At 72.3% G+C, this 15,489-nt stretch carries 15 protein-coding genes and 2 tRNA genes; 10 read left to right on the top strand and 7 right to left on the bottom strand.

Features of this window, described 5'->3' with window-relative positions:
- Positions 1-75: 75 nt before the first annotated feature.
- Genes AC507J_RS28290 through AC507J_RS28275 form a run of 4 tightly spaced genes read left to right on the top strand, consistent with a single transcriptional unit; the run spans position 76 to position 2,733 of the window.
- Positions 76-792, top strand: coding sequence for an energy-coupling factor ABC transporter permease (locus tag AC507J_RS28290; RefSeq protein ID WP_496292860.1), 717 nt, complete (start codon positions 76-78; stop codon positions 790-792).
- Positions 789-1,187: a PDGLE domain-containing protein gene (locus AC507J_RS28285; protein WP_496292858.1), complete on the top strand. Its 399-nt coding sequence runs from the start codon at positions 789-791 to the stop codon at positions 1,185-1,187. Before AC507J_RS28290 ends, AC507J_RS28285 begins: the two co-directional genes overlap by 4 nt.
- Before the next feature lie 5 nt (positions 1,188-1,192).
- Positions 1,193-1,963 (top strand): cobalt ECF transporter T component CbiQ, encoded by a 771-nt coding sequence (gene cbiQ, locus AC507J_RS28280; protein ID WP_496292856.1) that lies wholly within the window; start codon positions 1,193-1,195, stop codon positions 1,961-1,963.
- A complete protein-coding gene (locus AC507J_RS28275) occupies positions 1,960-2,733 on the top strand; it encodes an energy-coupling factor ABC transporter ATP-binding protein (protein WP_496292854.1) in 774 nt (257 codons plus the stop codon). Before cbiQ ends, AC507J_RS28275 begins: the two co-directional genes overlap by 4 nt.
- Here the strand turns inward: AC507J_RS28275 and AC507J_RS28270 are convergent.
- Genes AC507J_RS28270 through AC507J_RS28255 form a run of 4 tightly spaced genes read right to left on the bottom strand, consistent with a single transcriptional unit; the run spans position 2,705 to position 5,688 of the window.
- On the bottom strand, positions 2,705-3,856 hold the full coding sequence (locus tag AC507J_RS28270) for a hypothetical protein (protein WP_496292852.1): 1,152 nt from the start codon (positions 3,854-3,856) through the stop codon (positions 2,705-2,707). The genes AC507J_RS28275 and AC507J_RS28270 overlap by 29 nt on opposite strands.
- Positions 3,853-4,569 (bottom strand): DsbA family protein, encoded by a 717-nt coding sequence (locus tag AC507J_RS28265; RefSeq protein WP_496292850.1) that lies wholly within the window; start codon positions 4,567-4,569, stop codon positions 3,853-3,855. Before AC507J_RS28265 ends, AC507J_RS28270 begins: the two co-directional genes overlap by 4 nt.
- Positions 4,562-5,080, bottom strand: a complete 519-nt coding sequence (locus AC507J_RS28260) for a MauE/DoxX family redox-associated membrane protein (protein WP_496292848.1) — start codon at positions 5,078-5,080, stop codon at positions 4,562-4,564. Before AC507J_RS28260 ends, AC507J_RS28265 begins: the two co-directional genes overlap by 8 nt.
- A complete protein-coding gene (locus AC507J_RS28255) occupies positions 5,077-5,688 on the bottom strand; it encodes a sigma-70 family RNA polymerase sigma factor (protein ID WP_496292846.1) in 612 nt (203 codons plus the stop codon). The genes AC507J_RS28260 and AC507J_RS28255 overlap by 4 nt, the downstream gene beginning before the upstream one ends.
- Before the next feature lie 212 nt (positions 5,689-5,900).
- Here AC507J_RS28255 and AC507J_RS28250 point away from each other — a divergent pair, with 212 nt between their 5' ends.
- The 3 genes from AC507J_RS28250 (at position 5,901) to AC507J_RS28240 (ending at position 9,655) form a co-directional block, all read left to right on the top strand.
- The gene (locus AC507J_RS28250) at positions 5,901-7,565 is read left to right on the top strand and encodes a copper resistance CopC/CopD family protein (protein ID WP_496292844.1); all 1,665 of its coding nucleotides are present in this window, start codon (positions 5,901-5,903) and stop codon (positions 7,563-7,565) included.
- Positions 7,566-7,577: 12 nt separating this feature from the next.
- Positions 7,578-8,348, top strand: coding sequence for a YcnI family copper-binding membrane protein (locus tag AC507J_RS28245; protein WP_496292842.1), 771 nt, complete (start codon positions 7,578-7,580; stop codon positions 8,346-8,348).
- Positions 8,349-8,578: 230 nt separating this feature from the next.
- Entirely contained in the window at positions 8,579-9,655 is a 1,077-nt protein-coding gene (locus AC507J_RS28240) for a hypothetical protein (RefSeq protein ID WP_496292840.1), read from the top strand.
- Between the two features lie 145 nt (positions 9,656-9,800).
- Here the strand turns inward: AC507J_RS28240 and AC507J_RS28235 are convergent, their stop codons facing one another.
- The gene (locus AC507J_RS28235) at positions 9,801-11,096 is read right to left on the bottom strand and encodes a glycosyltransferase family 87 protein (RefSeq protein WP_496292838.1); all 1,296 of its coding nucleotides are present in this window, start codon (positions 11,094-11,096) and stop codon (positions 9,801-9,803) included.
- A gap of 73 nt (positions 11,097-11,169) precedes the next feature.
- Here AC507J_RS28235 and orn point away from each other — a divergent pair, with 73 nt between their 5' ends.
- Entirely contained in the window at positions 11,170-11,760 is a 591-nt protein-coding gene (gene orn / locus AC507J_RS28230) for an oligoribonuclease (RefSeq protein ID WP_496292836.1), read from the top strand.
- 210 nt (positions 11,761-11,970) lie between these two features.
- Positions 11,971-12,046: transfer RNA gene (locus AC507J_RS28225), tRNA-His, on the top strand.
- A 154-nt stretch (positions 12,047-12,200) separates the two neighbouring features.
- Here the strand turns inward: AC507J_RS28225 and AC507J_RS28220 are convergent.
- Both AC507J_RS28220 and AC507J_RS28215 read right to left on the bottom strand, forming a co-directional pair.
- Positions 12,201-13,487 (bottom strand): L,D-transpeptidase, encoded by a 1,287-nt coding sequence (locus tag AC507J_RS28220; protein WP_496292834.1) that lies wholly within the window; start codon positions 13,485-13,487, stop codon positions 12,201-12,203.
- A gap of 232 nt (positions 13,488-13,719) precedes the next feature.
- Positions 13,720-14,982 carry a L,D-transpeptidase gene (locus tag AC507J_RS28215; protein WP_496292832.1) on the bottom strand — a complete coding sequence of 421 codons (1,263 nt, stop codon included), beginning with the start codon at positions 14,980-14,982 and terminating at the stop codon, positions 13,720-13,722.
- A gap of 185 nt (positions 14,983-15,167) precedes the next feature.
- On the opposite strand from AC507J_RS28215, the gene AC507J_RS28210 reads away from it, so the two are divergent.
- Positions 15,168-15,243, top strand: a tRNA-Lys gene (locus tag AC507J_RS28210).
- Positions 15,244-15,489: the final 246 nt, after the last annotated feature.

Genomic DNA, 15,489 nt, shown 5'->3' with positions numbered 1-15,489 from the left:
TTGGCAACAGCCTATGACGGGAAATAGGCTCGTCCTCGTCGGCGAGCGCGGGCCCGCCCGCACGTGGGAGGTCACGTGGAAATCCTGGCCATGCACATCTCCAACGGAATCATCAACGGTCCGGTCGCCGCGGCCTTCGCGGTGATCGCATTGGCGGCGATGGCGGTCTGCGTCCGGCGCGGTCGCCATGACCTGGACGACCGGTTGGCCCCGATGGCCGGCCTGGTCGCGGCGTTCATCTTCGCCGTGCAGATGCTCAACTTCCCGATCTTCACCGCCGGGGTCAGCGGCCACCTGCTCGGCGGGGCGATCGCCGCGATGCTGGTCGGCCCCTGGGTCGGCGCACTCTGCATCGCGGTGGTGCTTGTCGTGCAGGCGCTGGTCTTCGGCGACGGCGGGGTGGCCATGCTCGGGCTCAGCATCACCAACATGGCCGTGATCGGCGTCGCAGTGGCGTACCTGCTGATCGCGCTGTTGCTGCGGGTGCTGCCGCGTACCAGCGCCGGGTTGGCCGTCACCGCCTTCGTCGCCGCGCTTGTCAGCGTGGTCGTCGCGGCGATGGGTTTCGTGTTGCAGTACTGGCTCGGCGGCACCACCGACCTCGGCGGCAACCTGACCGGGCTGGCCGGCACGATGGCCGTTACCCACCTGTTCATCGGCATCGGCGAGGGCCTGATCACCGCCACCACGGTGGTCACCGTGGCGAGGGTACGACCCGACCTGGTGTACGCGCTACGCGCCCTGAAACCGGCAGCCCCGGCCGCCGTCCCGGCCGTCGGAGGTGTCCGGTGAGGAAGTGGGGCTTCATCGTCGGCGGCCTGCTCGTCGCCCTGCTGCTGGCCGGCGTGGTGAGCAACTTCGCCTCACCGCACCCGGACGGGCTGGACTCGTCGCTGCGCGAGGGCTGCACCTTTGACGCGGACGACGAGATCACCGGCGGCAGTTGCCCGGCGCAGCAGGAGAAGGAGCACGAGATCGGCGGTCCGCTGGCCGACTACGGCATCGCGGGCCTCGACAACGAGTTCCTCTCCACCGGGCTCTCCGGCGTGCTGGGTGTCCTGCTGACGTTCGCCGTGGCCGGCGGCGCGTTCTGGCTGGTCCGCCGCCGCCCCGCAGCACCGGCACCGCAGGCCGCCGAGCGGCGCAGGGACGGTCGGGCCAGTCCGGCCGCCGCCGGCCAGGAATAGCGCTGATGGGGGCCGGTCACGCGCACGTGCTGCACCGGGAGTCCGACTCGCCGGTGCACCGGCTGCCGCCCGAGGTCAAGATCGCGGCGATGGTGGCGTTCACCCTCGCCGTGGTCGCCACCCCGCGCGAGGCGTTCTGGGCCTTCGGCGCGTACGCCCTGCTGGTCGCGGTGGTGGCGGCGCTGGCGCGGGTGAGCGCCCGATGGCTGCTGACCCGGTCCACGATCGAGCTGCCGTTCGTGCTCTTCGCGTTCGCGGTGCCCTTTCTCGGCGCGGGCGAACGGGTGGACGTGCTCGGCGTGAGTCTCTCCGTCGACGGCCTGCACGGTGCGTTCAACATCCTCGCCAAGGGCACCCTCGGCGTCTGGGCGTCGCTGCTGCTGGCCGCGACCACCACCACCCGGGACCTGATCGTCGGGCTGGACCGGCTGCGCTGCCCGCAACCGGTCACCCAGATCGCCACCTTCATGCTGCGCTACCTGGACGTGCTGGTCGGCGAGGCCCGGCGGATGCGGGTGGCCCGGATGTCCCGGGGGGACGATCCGCGGTTCCTGTGGCAGTTGCGCGGCTTCGCCGCCGGCATCGGGGCGCTGTTCCTGCGTGCCTTCGAGCGCGGCGAGCGGGTCTACCTGGCGATGCTCTCGCGCGGCTACACCGGCCGGATGCCGGCGCTGGGGCAGGGCACCGGCGCGGCGACGGCCGGGCAGTGGCTGCTCGCGGCCACCGTGCCGGTCCTGGCGGGCACCGTCGCCGCCACCGCCGCACTGCTGAGATGATTTCCGGTGTGCAGCCGACCGTCCCCAGCCTCGACGTCCGTGGCGTCCGGTACGCCTACCCGGACGGGCACGTCGCCCTGCACGCGGTCGACCTGACCGTGGCCCGGGGCGAGCGGGTGGCCCTGCTCGGCCCGAACGGCGCCGGCAAGACCACCCTCGTGCTGCACCTCAACGGCATCCTCGCGGCCACCGAGGGCAGCATCGTCGTCGGTGGCCTGCCGGTCCGCCCCGACCGGGCCACCCTGGCGGAGATCCGCCGTCGGGTGGGCATCGTCTTCCAGGACCCGGACGACCAGCTCTTCCTGCCCACAGTCGCCGAGGACGTGGCGTTCGGGCCGGCCAACCTCGGGCTGCGCGGGCCGGAACTCGCCGCCCGGGTGGACGAGGCGCTGGCCGCGGTGGGCATGTCCGAACACCGGGACCGCGCCCCGCACCACCTCTCCTTCGGGCAGCGCCGCCGGGTCGCGGTGGCCACCGTGCTCGCCATGCGCCCGGAGATCCTGGTGCTCGACGAGCCGTCGTCGAACCTCGACCCGGCGGCCCGTCGGGAACTCGCCACCATCCTGCGTTCCCTGCCGGTGACCCTGCTGATGGTCACCCACGACCTGCCGTACGCGTTCGAACTCTGCGACCGCTCGGTGATCCTCGACGCCGGCCGGATAGTGGCCGACGGGCCGACCGCAGAGCTGCTCGGCGACGAGGAACTGCTCGCCCGGCACCGCCTCGAACTGCCGTACCCGTTCAGTCCCTCGCTGCCGCCACGGGGCTGACCGCCGCGCGGCCGGTGGCGTGCAGGCGCAGCACGGCGGCGGCGAGCGCACCGGCCCCGGCGACCACGATCAGCACGACCAGCACCCGGGCGGCCGTCGCCGGCCACGGCACCGGCGGCACGGACCGGGTGAGCACGGCGGCGTTGGCGATCCCGGCGAAGAGCGCCAGGCACGCCCCGGCCAGCGCCACCACGAAGTCCGCATGCGACCGCTGTCCCGCGCCGCCGGCCGCCCGGGTAGGCGTAGTGGGTGTGGAAGTCGGCGATGCCGGTACCGACGAGCCGGTCGACGCCCACCAACCGGCGGCGATCGCGCCGAGCCCGGCCAGCAGCGCCCACGCGTGGCCGGTCAGCAGCCCGGCCAGCACCCCGCCGACTCCTTCGGCCCCGGCGTCGCGTACCCGCCCGACGGTGACCAGCACGGCCGCCAGCCCGCCGCAGGCCAGCAGCCCGCCGAGCCCGAACAGCGCCCGGCGACCCGGCTTCGAGGCGGCCGGCAACAGCCCGAGCGCACCCACCGCGAGCGCGCCGAGCGTGACAACCACCCACCAGGCGTACGCGTCCGGTGGCGGCACCCAGGTCAGGGTGCCCCGGATCTCCAGTGGCCCCTGGCCGGCGCGCAGCGGCACCGCCCAGTCGCGTACCCGGTGCTCGCGGTCGGGCGCGGCGCGGACCTGGGCGGGCGGTCCCGGCTCCCGCCACAGCGCCCGCTGGTCGTGCCAGCGCACGGTCGACCCGTCGTCGACGCGCCGCCAGTCCGGCGCGGCGGCCGGGTCGACCTCGGCCGGCAGCACGGTGTCACCGGCGATGGTCCGGTTCAGGTAGGTCGCGGGGGAGCGGGCGTTCTCGAACACGCCGTCCGGGCCGACCCGCAGGTACGGCTCGCCCGAGTAGCCGATGACCTCGACCGGCTCGTCGCCGGTGTTGGTCAGCTCAAGCCGGGCCCCCGCCTCGACCACCCGGACCCGCAGCCCCGGCCCGGCCGGCGTCACGCCGGTGACCTCGGTGCGGTAGTCGCTGCCGTTCGGTGCGTCCGCGCCGTGCGCGGCGGCGGGGGCGGCGGTGGCGAGCAGGGCGCAGACCGTGCCGGCGAGCAGCAGTGCGGCCCGGGTCAGCGGGGTCACCGGCCGGCCGCCTCCACCGCGGCGGTGATGTTCTCCGGCGTCCAGTCCCGCACCGCCTCCCCGTCGACCAGAACCGTCGGCGTGCCGGTGACGTTGGCCCGACTCGCCTCGTCGGTGACGTGCCGGGTCCACGACGTGTACTTTCCGTCCCGTACGCAGGAGCCGAAGGCGTCCCGGTCCAGCCCGACCTCGACGCCGATGTCGATCAGCTGGTCGTTGCTCAGTTGGGCCCCGTTCTCCGGCGGCTGCCGCTCGAACAGCGCCTTGCCGAACTCGGTGAACCGGCCGCCCTCGGCGGCGCAGCCGGACGCGGCCGACGCGCGGGTCGAGTACTCGGTGCTGGAGTAGCGGTTCAGGTAGGCGACCGGGTGGTACACCACCCGTACCTTGCCCTCGCTCACCAGCTGGTTGATGGTCTCGCCGCTGGTCTGCTCGAACTGCTTGCAGGCCGGGCAGAGATAGTCCTCGTAGATGTCGATGGTGACCGGCCCGGAGCCGACCACGATGCCGGTGCCGGCGTCGTTGGCACCGGGCGGCGGGGTGAACTCCCCGCCGCGCTGGCCCGACCAGACGCTCCAGCCGATCAACCCGGCGATGACCAGCACCACCACCGCGCCGAGGGAGATCCACAGCGTCCGCTTGCGGCGTTGTTCCCGGGCCAGTTGTTGCCGGACCACGCGGGCCGCGTCCTTGCGCCCCTTGCGACTACTCATCGTCATCCTCCACCGGTTCGCCCGTCAGCGCGCCGTCCACCGAGACGGCCGTCCGGGGCCAGATCAGCAGGAACCCGGCCAGCGCCAGGAAGCCCAGGTCCCGGAGGATCTCCGGGAGATAGCTGGGCTGCTGCCCGGCCGGCAGTTCGCCGCCGGTGCCGAAGCAGCCGCAGTCGATCGCCAACCCGCGGGACCAGGCCGAGGCGATGCCGGCGATGAAGACCAGCAGCAGCGCCGCGGAGACCCCGGCGGCCAGCCGGGTGGCCAACCCGAGCAGCAGGAGTACGCCGAGCGCCAGCTCGACGAAGGGCAGCGCCGCGCCGACCACCATCGCCACGTCGTACGGCATGACCTGGTACGCGTGCACGGCCCGGCCGGAGGCGGCCAGGTCGCCGACCTTGCTGGCGCCCGCGTAGAGCCAGACGGCCGCCAACCCGAGCCGGACGGCGAGCCCGAGCCAGGGGCGCCACCGCGCCCACCTCGATGTCGCGCCCCGCGAGGCCCCGCTCACCCCGCCAGCGCCTCACCGATCGAGTCGACCAGGTCGGCGCGGGCCCGGGCCACCCGGGAGCGGATGGTGCCCACCGGCACCTTCTCCACTGCGGCGGCCTCGGCGTACGACAGGCCGAGCAACTGGGTCAGCACGAACGCCCCGCGTCGCTCGACGGGCAGCCGACGGACCAGGTCGGCCGCGCCGAGGTGCCCGGCCGGGTCGGGGTGCGGCACGTCGGTGTGCGCGTGTGCGGTGAGCCGCTGATCGAGGCGTCGCCGCCGGATCACCGTACGGAGGTGGTCGGCACAGGTCCGCCGGGCGATGCCGAGCAGCCAGGTACGCGCGCTGGAGCGCCCCTCGAAGGCGGGCAGCGCGCGGAACGCCCGCAGGTACGTCTCCTGGGTGAGATCATCGGCGCTGTCCGGGTCGACCAGGGCCGCCGCGAACCGCCACACCTCGACCTGGGTGGCCCGGACGAACGCGGCCTGGGCGGTCGGATCGCCGTCGCGGGCGGCCAACGCCCACCGGGTGGCCTCGACGCCGGCCGGTTCGCTGGACTCCGGTGCGCCTTCGCCGGCCAGCACGGAATCGGTGGTGGCGGCGGTGTCGCGCGGGGCGGGGATCACGACAACCCAGGTTACGCGGCAGCCTGCTGAGCAGCAGGGTCCTTCGGCCCTTCCATGGGCTGGGACACGTCGGGAACTTTTCCGGCGCGTCAGCCGACTATCCGCTCATGACCCCCGGCCCGGTGCCCGCAGCCGCTTCGGCGGGCGCTGGCGGCGATCTTAGCCATTCGCGTTCGCCGATGGCTCGCGTTCTGGGGGTGTTTTCGGCGAGCATGGCGGGCATGACTGCCGCCCCTCGCCGCCGTTTCGCCCGGCTGACCGCCGCCGCCGGTCTGCTGGTCACCGTCGTCGCCCTGCTGCTCCTCCCGGCCGGCCCGGCCAGCGCCCACGCGGTGCTCTCCAGCAGCAGTCCCGCCGCCTCCTCCGTGGTGCCCACCGCCCCCGCCGAAGTGGTGCTCACCTTCAGCGAGCCGGTCCGGAAGGTGCCGGACCGGATCCGGGTCGTCGCGCCGGACGGCTCCCGCGCGGACCGGGGCGAGCCCGCCTTCAGCGACACGGTGGTAAGCATTCCGGTCGACCCGTCCGGCGCGAACGGCACCTACCTGGTCACCTACCGGGTGATCTCCGCCGACAGCCACCCGGTCTCCGGTGCGTTCACCTTCTCCGTGGGCGCGCCCTCCGAGCCGCCGGTGGACAGCGGTGACGACGGCCGGGCCGATCCCGTGGTCAGCAACGCGATCAAGGTCGCCAAGTTCGTCGGCTACGCCGGACTGCTGCTGCTGGTCGGCCCGGCGCTGGTGCTCGCGTTCCTCTGGCCGCGCCGACTGTCCCGGCGCGGGCCGGCCCGGCTGGCCTGGACCGGCCTCGGGCTGGTGGCGTTCGCCACGGTCGCGGTGACGCTGTTGCAGGTGCCGTACACCAACGGTGGTGGGCTCTTCGACATCTCCGGCGAGGGACTGAGTCTGGTCCTCGGCAGCGTCTTCGGCGCCGCGCACCTGGTCCGGCTCGGCATCCTGGCCGCGGCGGCGTTCCTGCTCCGACCGCTGCTGGCCGGCCCGGTGGGCCGCGCCGACCTGGTGGTGCTCGGCGTGCTCGGTGCGGGCGCGCTGCTCACCTGGCCGCTGGCCGGGCACCCGGCGGCCTCGCCCGCCCCGGCCGTGTCGGTGCTCGTCGACGCGGTGCACCTGGGCGCCATGGCGGTCTGGCTGGGTGGGCTGGTGATGCTCGCCGTCTTCCTGTTGCCCCGGGCGGACGAACGGGAGTTGGGCGCGATCCTGCCGATCTGGTCGCGCTGGGCCGCCCTGGCGGTCTCCGCGCTGCTGCTGGCCGGCATCGTCCAGGCGCTGATCGAGGTGGCCACCCCGGCGGCCCTGGTGAACACCACGTACGGGCAACTGGTGCTCGCCAAGATCGGGCTGTTCGTGCTCGTGATCGGGGTGGCCGCGTACTCCCGTCACCTGGTACGCAAGCGGATCGCGGCCAGCCGTCCCGCCCCGGTACGCCGGGCGATCTGGGCGGAGCTGGCGATCACCGCGATCGTGCTCGCGGTGTCGGCGACCCTGGTCCAGACCACTCCCGCCCGCACCGCCTCCTCCGACGTGGCGGCCACCGAGGCCGGCTACTTCACCACCACGCTCACCAGCACCCTGTTCACGCTCCAGGTCGAGATGGCGCCGGCCGAGCGCGGCAACAACTCGGTGCACTTCTACGCGTACACCCCGGACAACCGGCCGCAGCCGATCAAGGAGTGGAAGGCCACCGTGGCGCTGCCGTCGGCCGGGATCGAAGCGATCGACGTACCGCTGCTGCCGCTCACCGACAACCACGCCACCGGGGAGATCAACCTGCCCTCGGCGGGAGAGTGGGAGCTGCGGGTCACCGCCCGTACCACCGAGATCGACCAGGCCACGGTGACCGCCACCGTGCCCATCGGATAGAGAGGTCCCCCCATGATCCGTCACCGGCGTACCGCCGGCGCCGCTGCCGCCCTGACGTTCGGCGCGGTGGCCATGGCCGTGTTCGGCTTCGTGCCCCCGGCGTCGGCCCACGTGTCGGTCAACCCGAATGAGGCGACCCAGGGCGGCTACGGCCGGTTCGCGTTTCGGGTGCCGAACGAGAGCGACGAGGCGTCGACCACCAAGCTGGAGATCTTCCTGCCCGAGAACGCCCCGGTCGGCTCGGTGTCGACCATGCCGGTGCCGGGCTGGACGGTGGCGGTGGAGAAGCGCACGGTCGACCCGCCGGTGCAGGTGCACGGTGCCGAGATCTCCGAGGTGATCTCCAAGATCACCTGGACGGCCGGCACCGACGCAGCCATCGCACCGGGCACCTTCCAGGAGTTCCCGGTCTCCATGGGCCCGCTGCCCGAGGTGGACCAGATGGTCTTCAAGGCGTTGCAGACCTACTCCGATGGCGCCGTGGTGCGCTGGATCGACGAACCGCCGGCGGCGGGTGGGGAGGAGCCGGCCACCCCGGCGCCGGTGCTCACCCTCGCCGCCGCCGCACCCGAGGAGTCGCCCGCCGAGCCGCCGGCCGCCGCACCGGGCGGCGCGGCCAGCGACGGCGACGAGGGTGGCAACGGGTTGGCCGTGGGGCTCGGCGTAGCTGGCCTGGTCGCCGGGCTCGGCGGGCTGGTGCTGGGCGGGCTGGCGTTCGCCCGGAGCCGACGGGAGAGCGGCGTCGCCGTCCAGGGCGACGACACCACCCCGACGGCGCCCTGACCCGTACCCCGTCACCGACGCCCTGATCCTGACCGTGTCAGCGACGCCCTGATCCGCGGCGCGTCACCGACGCCCTGATCCATCTTGATCCGTGCTGCCTCGCGGGCCCGCCGGGACTCTCCCGGCGGGCCCGTCCGCTTTTCGCCGTCCTCGCCGTGGATATCCGCTGTTCAGGGCCGGGTCGTGGGTAAGGTCGGCCGGGTATCTGGCTACGGAGGGAGACAGGGCGGATGCGTTTCGTGTGGGCGCTGGTCGGAATGCTGCTGCTGGCCGTCGGCACGACCGCGCTGATCGGCGCTGCCGCGCTCGGCCTGTTGACCGGCCGCGCCGCCCCCGACGGGGTGTTCACCGCGCAGGTCGAGACCGTGCGGACGCCCGGCCACGCGGTGGTGGTGACCGACCTGGGCGCGCTGGTACGCCGGGAGGTACCGTTCGCCCGGGGCGGATCGGCCCGGTTCCGGCTGGACGCCCGTACGCCCGACGGGCCGGCCTTCGTCGGCCTGGCCCCCGCCGACGAGGCGCAGCGCTGGCTGTCGGCGGCACCGCACGCCGTGGTCGAGCGGATCACGCTGGCCCGGGGCGCGTTGCCGGTCCGGCTGGCGCAGGTGCCACCGGCGCAGGGCGCGCCGCCCATGGTCCCGGCCGCCCCCGCCACCCAGACCTTCTGGGTACGCGCCGGCACCGGCGTGCTTGAGTGGAGCCCCGCCGACCTGGCCGGCCGCGAGTTGAGCCTGGTGCTGATGCGCCCCGACGGCGGGGCCGACCTGGGCTTGGACCTGCGTGCCGAACTGCGCGCCGGTTGGGTCGCCCCGGCCACCTGGGGTGCGCTGACCGGCGGCATTCTGCTGGTCACCCTCGCCGCGCTGGTCCTGCTGCGGCCGATCCGCCCTCGCGAGGTGATCTTCGTGGTCGAGCCCGATCAGGTGCCGGTGCTCGCCGGCCGGCTCGGGGTGAGTTCGCTCAGTGGCCTGGGCACTCCACCGTCACCCGGACCGCGCCGCCCGGTCGAACGGCAACTGGTCTCGGTGGCCACGGCCTCCCATCCCGCCCCGTCCATCAGCACCACCACCACCCCCGCCACGCCCCTCGCCGCCGCCCCGTCCTCCAGCCCCGCCGCACCCCTCGCCCCCGCCCCGTCCCCCAGCCCCGCCGCACCCCTCGGCGCCGCGCCGTCCCGCAGCACCGCCACACCCCTCGCCCCCGCCGCACCCGCGCCACCGGCGATCGCCCCGATGCCCCGCCCGGAAACCCTCGCCGACCTCCCGGCCCCCGCCCACCCCCTCCGCCCGCCCACCCCACCCCACTGACCTCCCGCCCACCCCTCCATCCGCCCCCCCCCGTTGATCTTGCACTTTGTGTCCCGACAAAAGGGACTTAAGGGACGGATTGGTGACCAAAAGTGCAAGATCCACGATGCGGGCGCGGGGGCGCGGGGGGAGAGGGGCGGGAGAGCTAGTGGGGGAGGGGGGTTTTGGGGAGCGGGGTTGGTTCGGAGGAATGGGTGGTGGGGGTGCTCGCCTCGGTCCGCACCGGCAGGGCGACCAGTAGCACCAGGCAGAGCAGCACGTAGGTGTTGCGGAGCAGGAACTCCCAGGGCGTACTTGTCGGCACCGGGGCGACGCCGAAATCGTAGAAGGAGACCACGCCGTACACGATGATCGCCGAGGTGGCGACGGCGAGGGTGCCCAGCCGGCGGCGCTGGCGGGCCCCGGTCTCGGTGCGCGGGTCGGTGCGCAGCGTCGCGTCGACCAGGATCACCACCGCCGGGATGAACCAGTAGATGTGGTGGGTCCAGGTGATCGGGCTGACCAGGGCCGCCACCAGGCCGGTCAGGGTCAGGCCGGTGAGGGCGTCCCCGGCGCGGGCCGCCCGTACCGCCCGCCACAGCCCGTACCCGGCGACGACCGCGACCAGCGGCAGCCAGATCAGCCGGCTCGGCTCTTCCGGCGCGGTGAGCCGGCTGAGCAGCCCGAACAGTGACTGGTTGCCGGTGTAGTCGGTCCGGCCGACCCGGTCGGTGGCCCACAACTCGTGCGTCCAGAACCGCCACGAGTCGCCGGGCGCGACCGCTGCGGCGAGCAGGGTCGCTGCGGCGGCGGTCGCGCCGGCCACCACCGCCGCCCGCCACCGCCGGGTCGCCAGCAGGTAGACCACGAAGATGCCCGGGAAGAGTTTGAGCGCCGTCGCCAGGCCGATGCCCACCCCGGCCCACCTGCTGTTCTTGGGTACGGCGAAGAGCAGGTCGGCCAGGATCAGCACCACCAGCAGCATGTTGATCTGCCCGAAGGTGATGGTCTCCCGGGTGCTCTCCACCGCCAGTACGAGCAGAATCCCCACCGCGAGGGTGAACAGGTACGGCAGGCGGTGCCGACGGATCACCGGGTCGAGCAGCCACTTCGTGCTGACCACCACGCCCAGCAGGGTCAATCCCGTGAAGATCACCACGGTCGCGCCCAGCTTCGGCAGGGCGAACGGCAGCAGCAGTAGCGCGGCGAACGGTGGATAGGTGAAGTACAACTCACCCTGCACCCGGTCCGGCTGGACATAGTCGTAGAGCGGGTTGCCGGCGAGCCACCAGTCCATCGCCGCCATGTAGATCTTCAGGTCGAAGAAGTTGTGGGTCATGCCGGGCAGGTACAGCGCCGGTAGCACCGCTGCCATTGCAAGCGCGCCCACCACTCGGCGTGCCGTACGGCTACCGGGGTCCTCGACGTCGACGGCGGAGGGTGTGGCGGGATCGGCGGGCACGGGAAAGACCCTAGCGGTCGGTGGCCCCGGCGGCGCGCAGCCACGAGGCTTGCGCTGCGCGTAGGCTGTCCCGGTGGCTGATCTTCTCGTCTGGATCGACTGTGAGATGACCGGGCTCGACCTGCGTGGCGACAAGCTGATCGAGGTCGCCGCACTGGTCACGGACCCCGACCTCAACGTGCTTGGGGACGGGGTGGACGTGGTGATCCACGCCGACGAAGCGGCGCTGGAGGGCATGCCGGAGATCGTCCGGACGATGCACGCCAAGTCGGGGCTTACCGACGAGGTCAGGCGCTCCACGGTCACTCTCGCCGAGGCCGAGGACCTGGTGCTCGACTACGTGACCCGGCACGTCAAGGATCCGCGTACCGCCCCGCTCTGCGGCAACTCGATCGCCACCGACCGCGGATTCATCGCCCGGGACATGCCCCGCCTCGACGCCCACCTGCACTACCGCATGATCGACGTGTCTTCGATCAAGGAGTTGTGCCGCCGCTGGTACCCGAGGGTTTACTTCGGGCAGCCGCAGAAGGGCCTGGCCCACCGCGCCCTGGCGGACATCCGGGAGAGCATCCGGGAGTTGGAGTACTACCGGCGCACCATCTTCGTACCGCTGCCCGGTCCCGACGTGGAGAGCGCCAAGGGCATCGCGGCCGGGCTCTGAGCCGCCGCTCGGCCCGGGACTGCCGGCGGCGCTCGGCCCGGGACTGTCAGCGCCGCTCGGCCCGGGACTGTCGGCGCCGCTCGGTCGGGCGCTGGGTCGTCGTGCTCGGGGCCGAAGGCCACCGTGGCAACCCGGTGGACGCGGTCGGCGGTGGTGGGGGTATGATTTCTCCGCACCCGCACCGGGAAATCGACCGGCGCGGCGGGCATGGTGGCTGTAGCTCAGTTGGCAGAGCACCGGGTTGTGGTCCCGGTTGTCGTGGGTTCAATTCCCATCAGTCACCCCATCTGGCAGGCCCCCTCGTCGAGGGGGCCTGCGGCGTTTCCGGCGGGCCCGGCCTGCTCGACGGCGGTGGTGCCTACGGCCACGCGGCCGACCATTAGTGGAAACGGGACGTGGCGGCCTCCCCACGTCGAGGAGAGGCCGCCACGGGGCGGTGCTCAGGCGGTGGCGGTCTCGCTCGCCGACACGTCGGGGGCCGCCTCGTCGTCCGGCGCCGGTGCCTCCTCGGCCGGCTCGTAGGGCAGGGCGCTGCCCTTGACGTACTCGTCCCAGCTGACGTTCCAGTCGGTCCAGCCGTTGCCGTTCGCCAGCTTGCGCTCGGTGCCCTTCACCACGATCGGGTCACCGACCCGGGTGTTCTTGAACAGCCAGGCGCCGTTGGCCATCGAGACGTTCACGCAGCCGTGCGACACGTTCGTGGTGCCCTGCTGCCCCTCGGACCAGGGCGCGGCGTGGATGAACTCGCCACCCCAGGTCAACCGCTGGGCGTAGTCGATCTTCGTCCGGTACCCGTCCTCGGGACCCAGCTCGTCGTACGTGTCGAAGACCGTCTTGCGCAGCTTCTCCATCACGACCATGGTGCCGCTGGAGGAGGGGGTGCTCTTCTTGCCCAGGCTGACCGGGATCGTCTTGATCGTCTCGCCGTCCCGGGTGACCACCATCCGCTTGGTCTTGTTGTCCACGGTCATCACGAGCTTGGGGCCGATCTTGATGTCGACGGTCAGGTCGGCCCGGCCGTACCAGCCGTCACCCAGTGGCAGGCCGCCCGCCTGCACCCGGTACGACACCTTGCTGCCGGCCTGCCAGAACTCCTTCGGCCGGTAACGGACCTCAGTGGGGCTGACCCAGTGCCAGACGCCCTCCTGCGCCGGCGTCGAGGTGACCGTCATCCGCCGCTGGAGGTCGGCCCGGTACTTCTCCGGGATCTCCCGGCCGAACTTCACGATCAGGGGCATGGCCACCCCGACGGTCTGGTCGTCGCCGAGGAAGCTGCTGATCCGTACCTGCTTCTCCGGCTGCTTCATCACGGTGAACGCGCTGGTGGCGGTGACCGGACGGCCGTCATCGCCGGTCGCGGTGACGGTGGCGGTGTACGACTCGCCGTACTCCAGCGCCTTCGCCGGCAGCCAGCTCTTGCCGTCGGCGGCGAGGGTGCCCTCGACGGCCGCGCCGTCCGCGCCGGTCAGCTCGACGCTTGTCTCCTCGGCCTGCTCGGCGGCGAAGGTGATCGCCGTGGCAGCGGGGACGTCCGTCGCGTCGGCGGCCGGCTCGCTGATGCTCACCGACGCCTTGGGCGCCGGCTCGTCGGCCCCGCCCTGCCAGCCCGGCCCCTGGTCGCCGCCGCTCTTGCCGCCGGTGCAGGCGGAGGTCAGCGCCAACGCCGCGGCGAGCACTGCCGCGGCGAGTGCCTTCCGCCGCCGGTTGCGCTGGTCCCGAACTCGCATGGTGTCCTCACAGTCGTGGTCCGCTGCCCGTTCATGTCCGCTGCCCGTTCATGTCCGCTGCCCGTTCATGTCCGCTGCCCGTTCATGTCACAGACGCACCAGAACTCCTACCCGTTGCGGAAGGTGAACTGAAACACGTGAGCGCGGATTGTCCGGATGGTGACAGGTCGGGTCGGTCACCGGGCCGGACCGGCGCCACCGATCACCGAGCCGGACCGGCGAGGGGTGGCGGTCACAGGGACGGACCGGCGCCACCCTCCGGAACCGGCAGCGCGCTGCCCTTGACGAACTCCGCCCAGCTCAGGTCCCACGCCGTCCAGCCGTTGCCGTGCGCCAGCTTACGCTCGGTGCCCTTGATGGTGATCGGGTCACCGATCTTCGTACGCTGGAAGAGCCAGCGGGCGTTCGCCATCGACACGTTCACGCAGCCGTGGGAGACGTTCTCCCGCCCCTGCACGTGCTCGGACCAGGGCGCGGCGTGGATGTACTCGCCACCCCAGGTGAGCCGCTGGGCGAACTGGATGTCGGTGACGTAGCGGTTCTCCGGGTCCGGATCGTCCATGGTGTCGAAGACGGTGGCCTCCTTCTTCTCCATCACCACCAGGGTGCCGCTGGAGGAGGGGGTCTTCTTCTTGCCCAGGCTCACCGGCAGCGTCTTGATCAGGTTGCCGTTCTCGTACACCCGCATCTGCTTGTCGGAGTTGGTCACCTTCATCTCGAAGGCGGAGCCGATCTTGGCGGTGGCCTTGCGGTCGACGTTGCCGAAGCGGCCGTTGCTCAGCGGGATGCCGGCCAGCGCGATGCGTACGGTCAGCTCGGTGCCCGGCTTCCAGTACTCCGGCGCCCGGTAGTACGCCTGGGTGCCGTTGCTCACCCAGTGCCAGGCGCCCGGCTGCGGCGGATCGGTCTGCACGAACATCCGCTTCTGCACCTTGGCCCGGTCCTTCGCCGGAATGCCCGGGTGGAACTCCGCCACCACCGGCATCGCCACCCCGTACGTCTTGTCGTCGAAGAGGTAGAGCCCGGAGGTGATCATCGAGTTGGGCTTGGCCATCGTGGTGAACGTGCTGGTGCCCTCGCTGACCGTGCCGTCCGGCCGGCTCGCGGTGACCTTGGCGACGTAGGTGGTGGACCACTTCAGCGGCGTGGCCGGCACCCAGGAGGAACCGTCGGTACGCAGCTTCCCCTTGACCTCCTTACCGTTCTCCGTGGTCAGCGTCACCTGCGACACGGTCGCCCCGTCCGGCAGCTTCGCGTCGATCTCCACGCTCACCGGCCGGTCCTTCGCGCCGTCGGCCGGGCTCACCTCAAGCGGCGGCCCACTCGGCGTCACCGGCTCGTCCGGCACCCCCGGCGCTGCCGCCCCGCTCGTGCCAGGAGTGGCCCCGTCCACGAACTGGGCACCCCCGCGCTTCTCGCCACAACCCGTCAGCGCCAGCGACGCCACCAGACCCAGGGTCCCCACCAGTGCCCCGGCCCGCGCGAACCTGCCCATCCCCACCCCTGTCTCACGCACCTGGCGGACATCGTGCCCTATCGCTACCTACCGGCATCAGCCGGTCCCAAGCCTTATGGGTGCTTCCTCACGTATGTTCCGAAAAGCTCGACCGAAGGGAGGAGCCGGGTATCGGATTGGAACCCGGTTCAGCGACCTGCTAGTGTTCTCCCCGTTGCCAACGAGCGCCGCTAGCTCAACTGGCAGAGCAGCGGACTCTTAATCCGCGGGTTCGGGGTTCGAGTCCCTGGCGGCGCACCAACGATCAAGGTCCTGACCTGGTGGTTCATACCGGATCGGGGCCTTTTTCGCGTACGCCGGTGGCGGATGGTGGCTCGGTGGGTGCTCGGGAGCCGTTGGACCGGGCCGGCGTTGGTGGGACGCGGTGTGATGCCAGCGGTCATGCTCGAAGGTCGAATGGGTGTGTTGCCGCCAGTGCATCCCGTCGGGTGGGGATGGGGGTTGGTCATGCGTCGGCTCGTGAGTAGGTCGGTGCGGGCCATCCTT

It is taken from the genome of Micromonospora sp. PRAS1 (assembly GCF_059553435.1).
This window is presented reverse-complemented; position numbering and strand designations above follow the sequence as displayed.

What these genes read in the sequence shown, in the direction of transcription:
- AC507J_RS28245 (WP_496292842.1), top strand. Translation starts at nt 7,578, where the DNA reads ATGATCCGTCACCGGCGTACCGCCGGCGCCGCTGCCGCCCTGACGTTC.
- AC507J_RS28265 (WP_496292850.1), bottom strand. Translation starts at nt 4,569, where the DNA reads ATGAGTAGTCGCAAGGGGCGCAAGGACGCGGCCCGCGTGGTCCGGCAA.
- AC507J_RS28215 (WP_496292832.1), bottom strand. Translation starts at nt 14,982, where the DNA reads ATGGGCAGGTTCGCGCGGGCCGGGGCACTGGTGGGGACCCTGGGTCTG.
- AC507J_RS28240 (WP_496292840.1), top strand. Translation starts at nt 8,579, where the DNA reads ATGCGTTTCGTGTGGGCGCTGGTCGGAATGCTGCTGCTGGCCGTCGGC.
- AC507J_RS28275 (WP_496292854.1), top strand. Translation starts at nt 1,960, where the DNA reads ATGATTTCCGGTGTGCAGCCGACCGTCCCCAGCCTCGACGTCCGTGGC.
- AC507J_RS28220 (WP_496292834.1), bottom strand. Translation starts at nt 13,487, where the DNA reads ATGCGAGTTCGGGACCAGCGCAACCGGCGGCGGAAGGCACTCGCCGCG.
- cbiQ (WP_496292856.1), top strand. Translation starts at nt 1,193, where the DNA reads ATGGGGGCCGGTCACGCGCACGTGCTGCACCGGGAGTCCGACTCGCCG.
- AC507J_RS28250 (WP_496292844.1), top strand. Translation starts at nt 5,901, where the DNA reads ATGGCGGGCATGACTGCCGCCCCTCGCCGCCGTTTCGCCCGGCTGACC.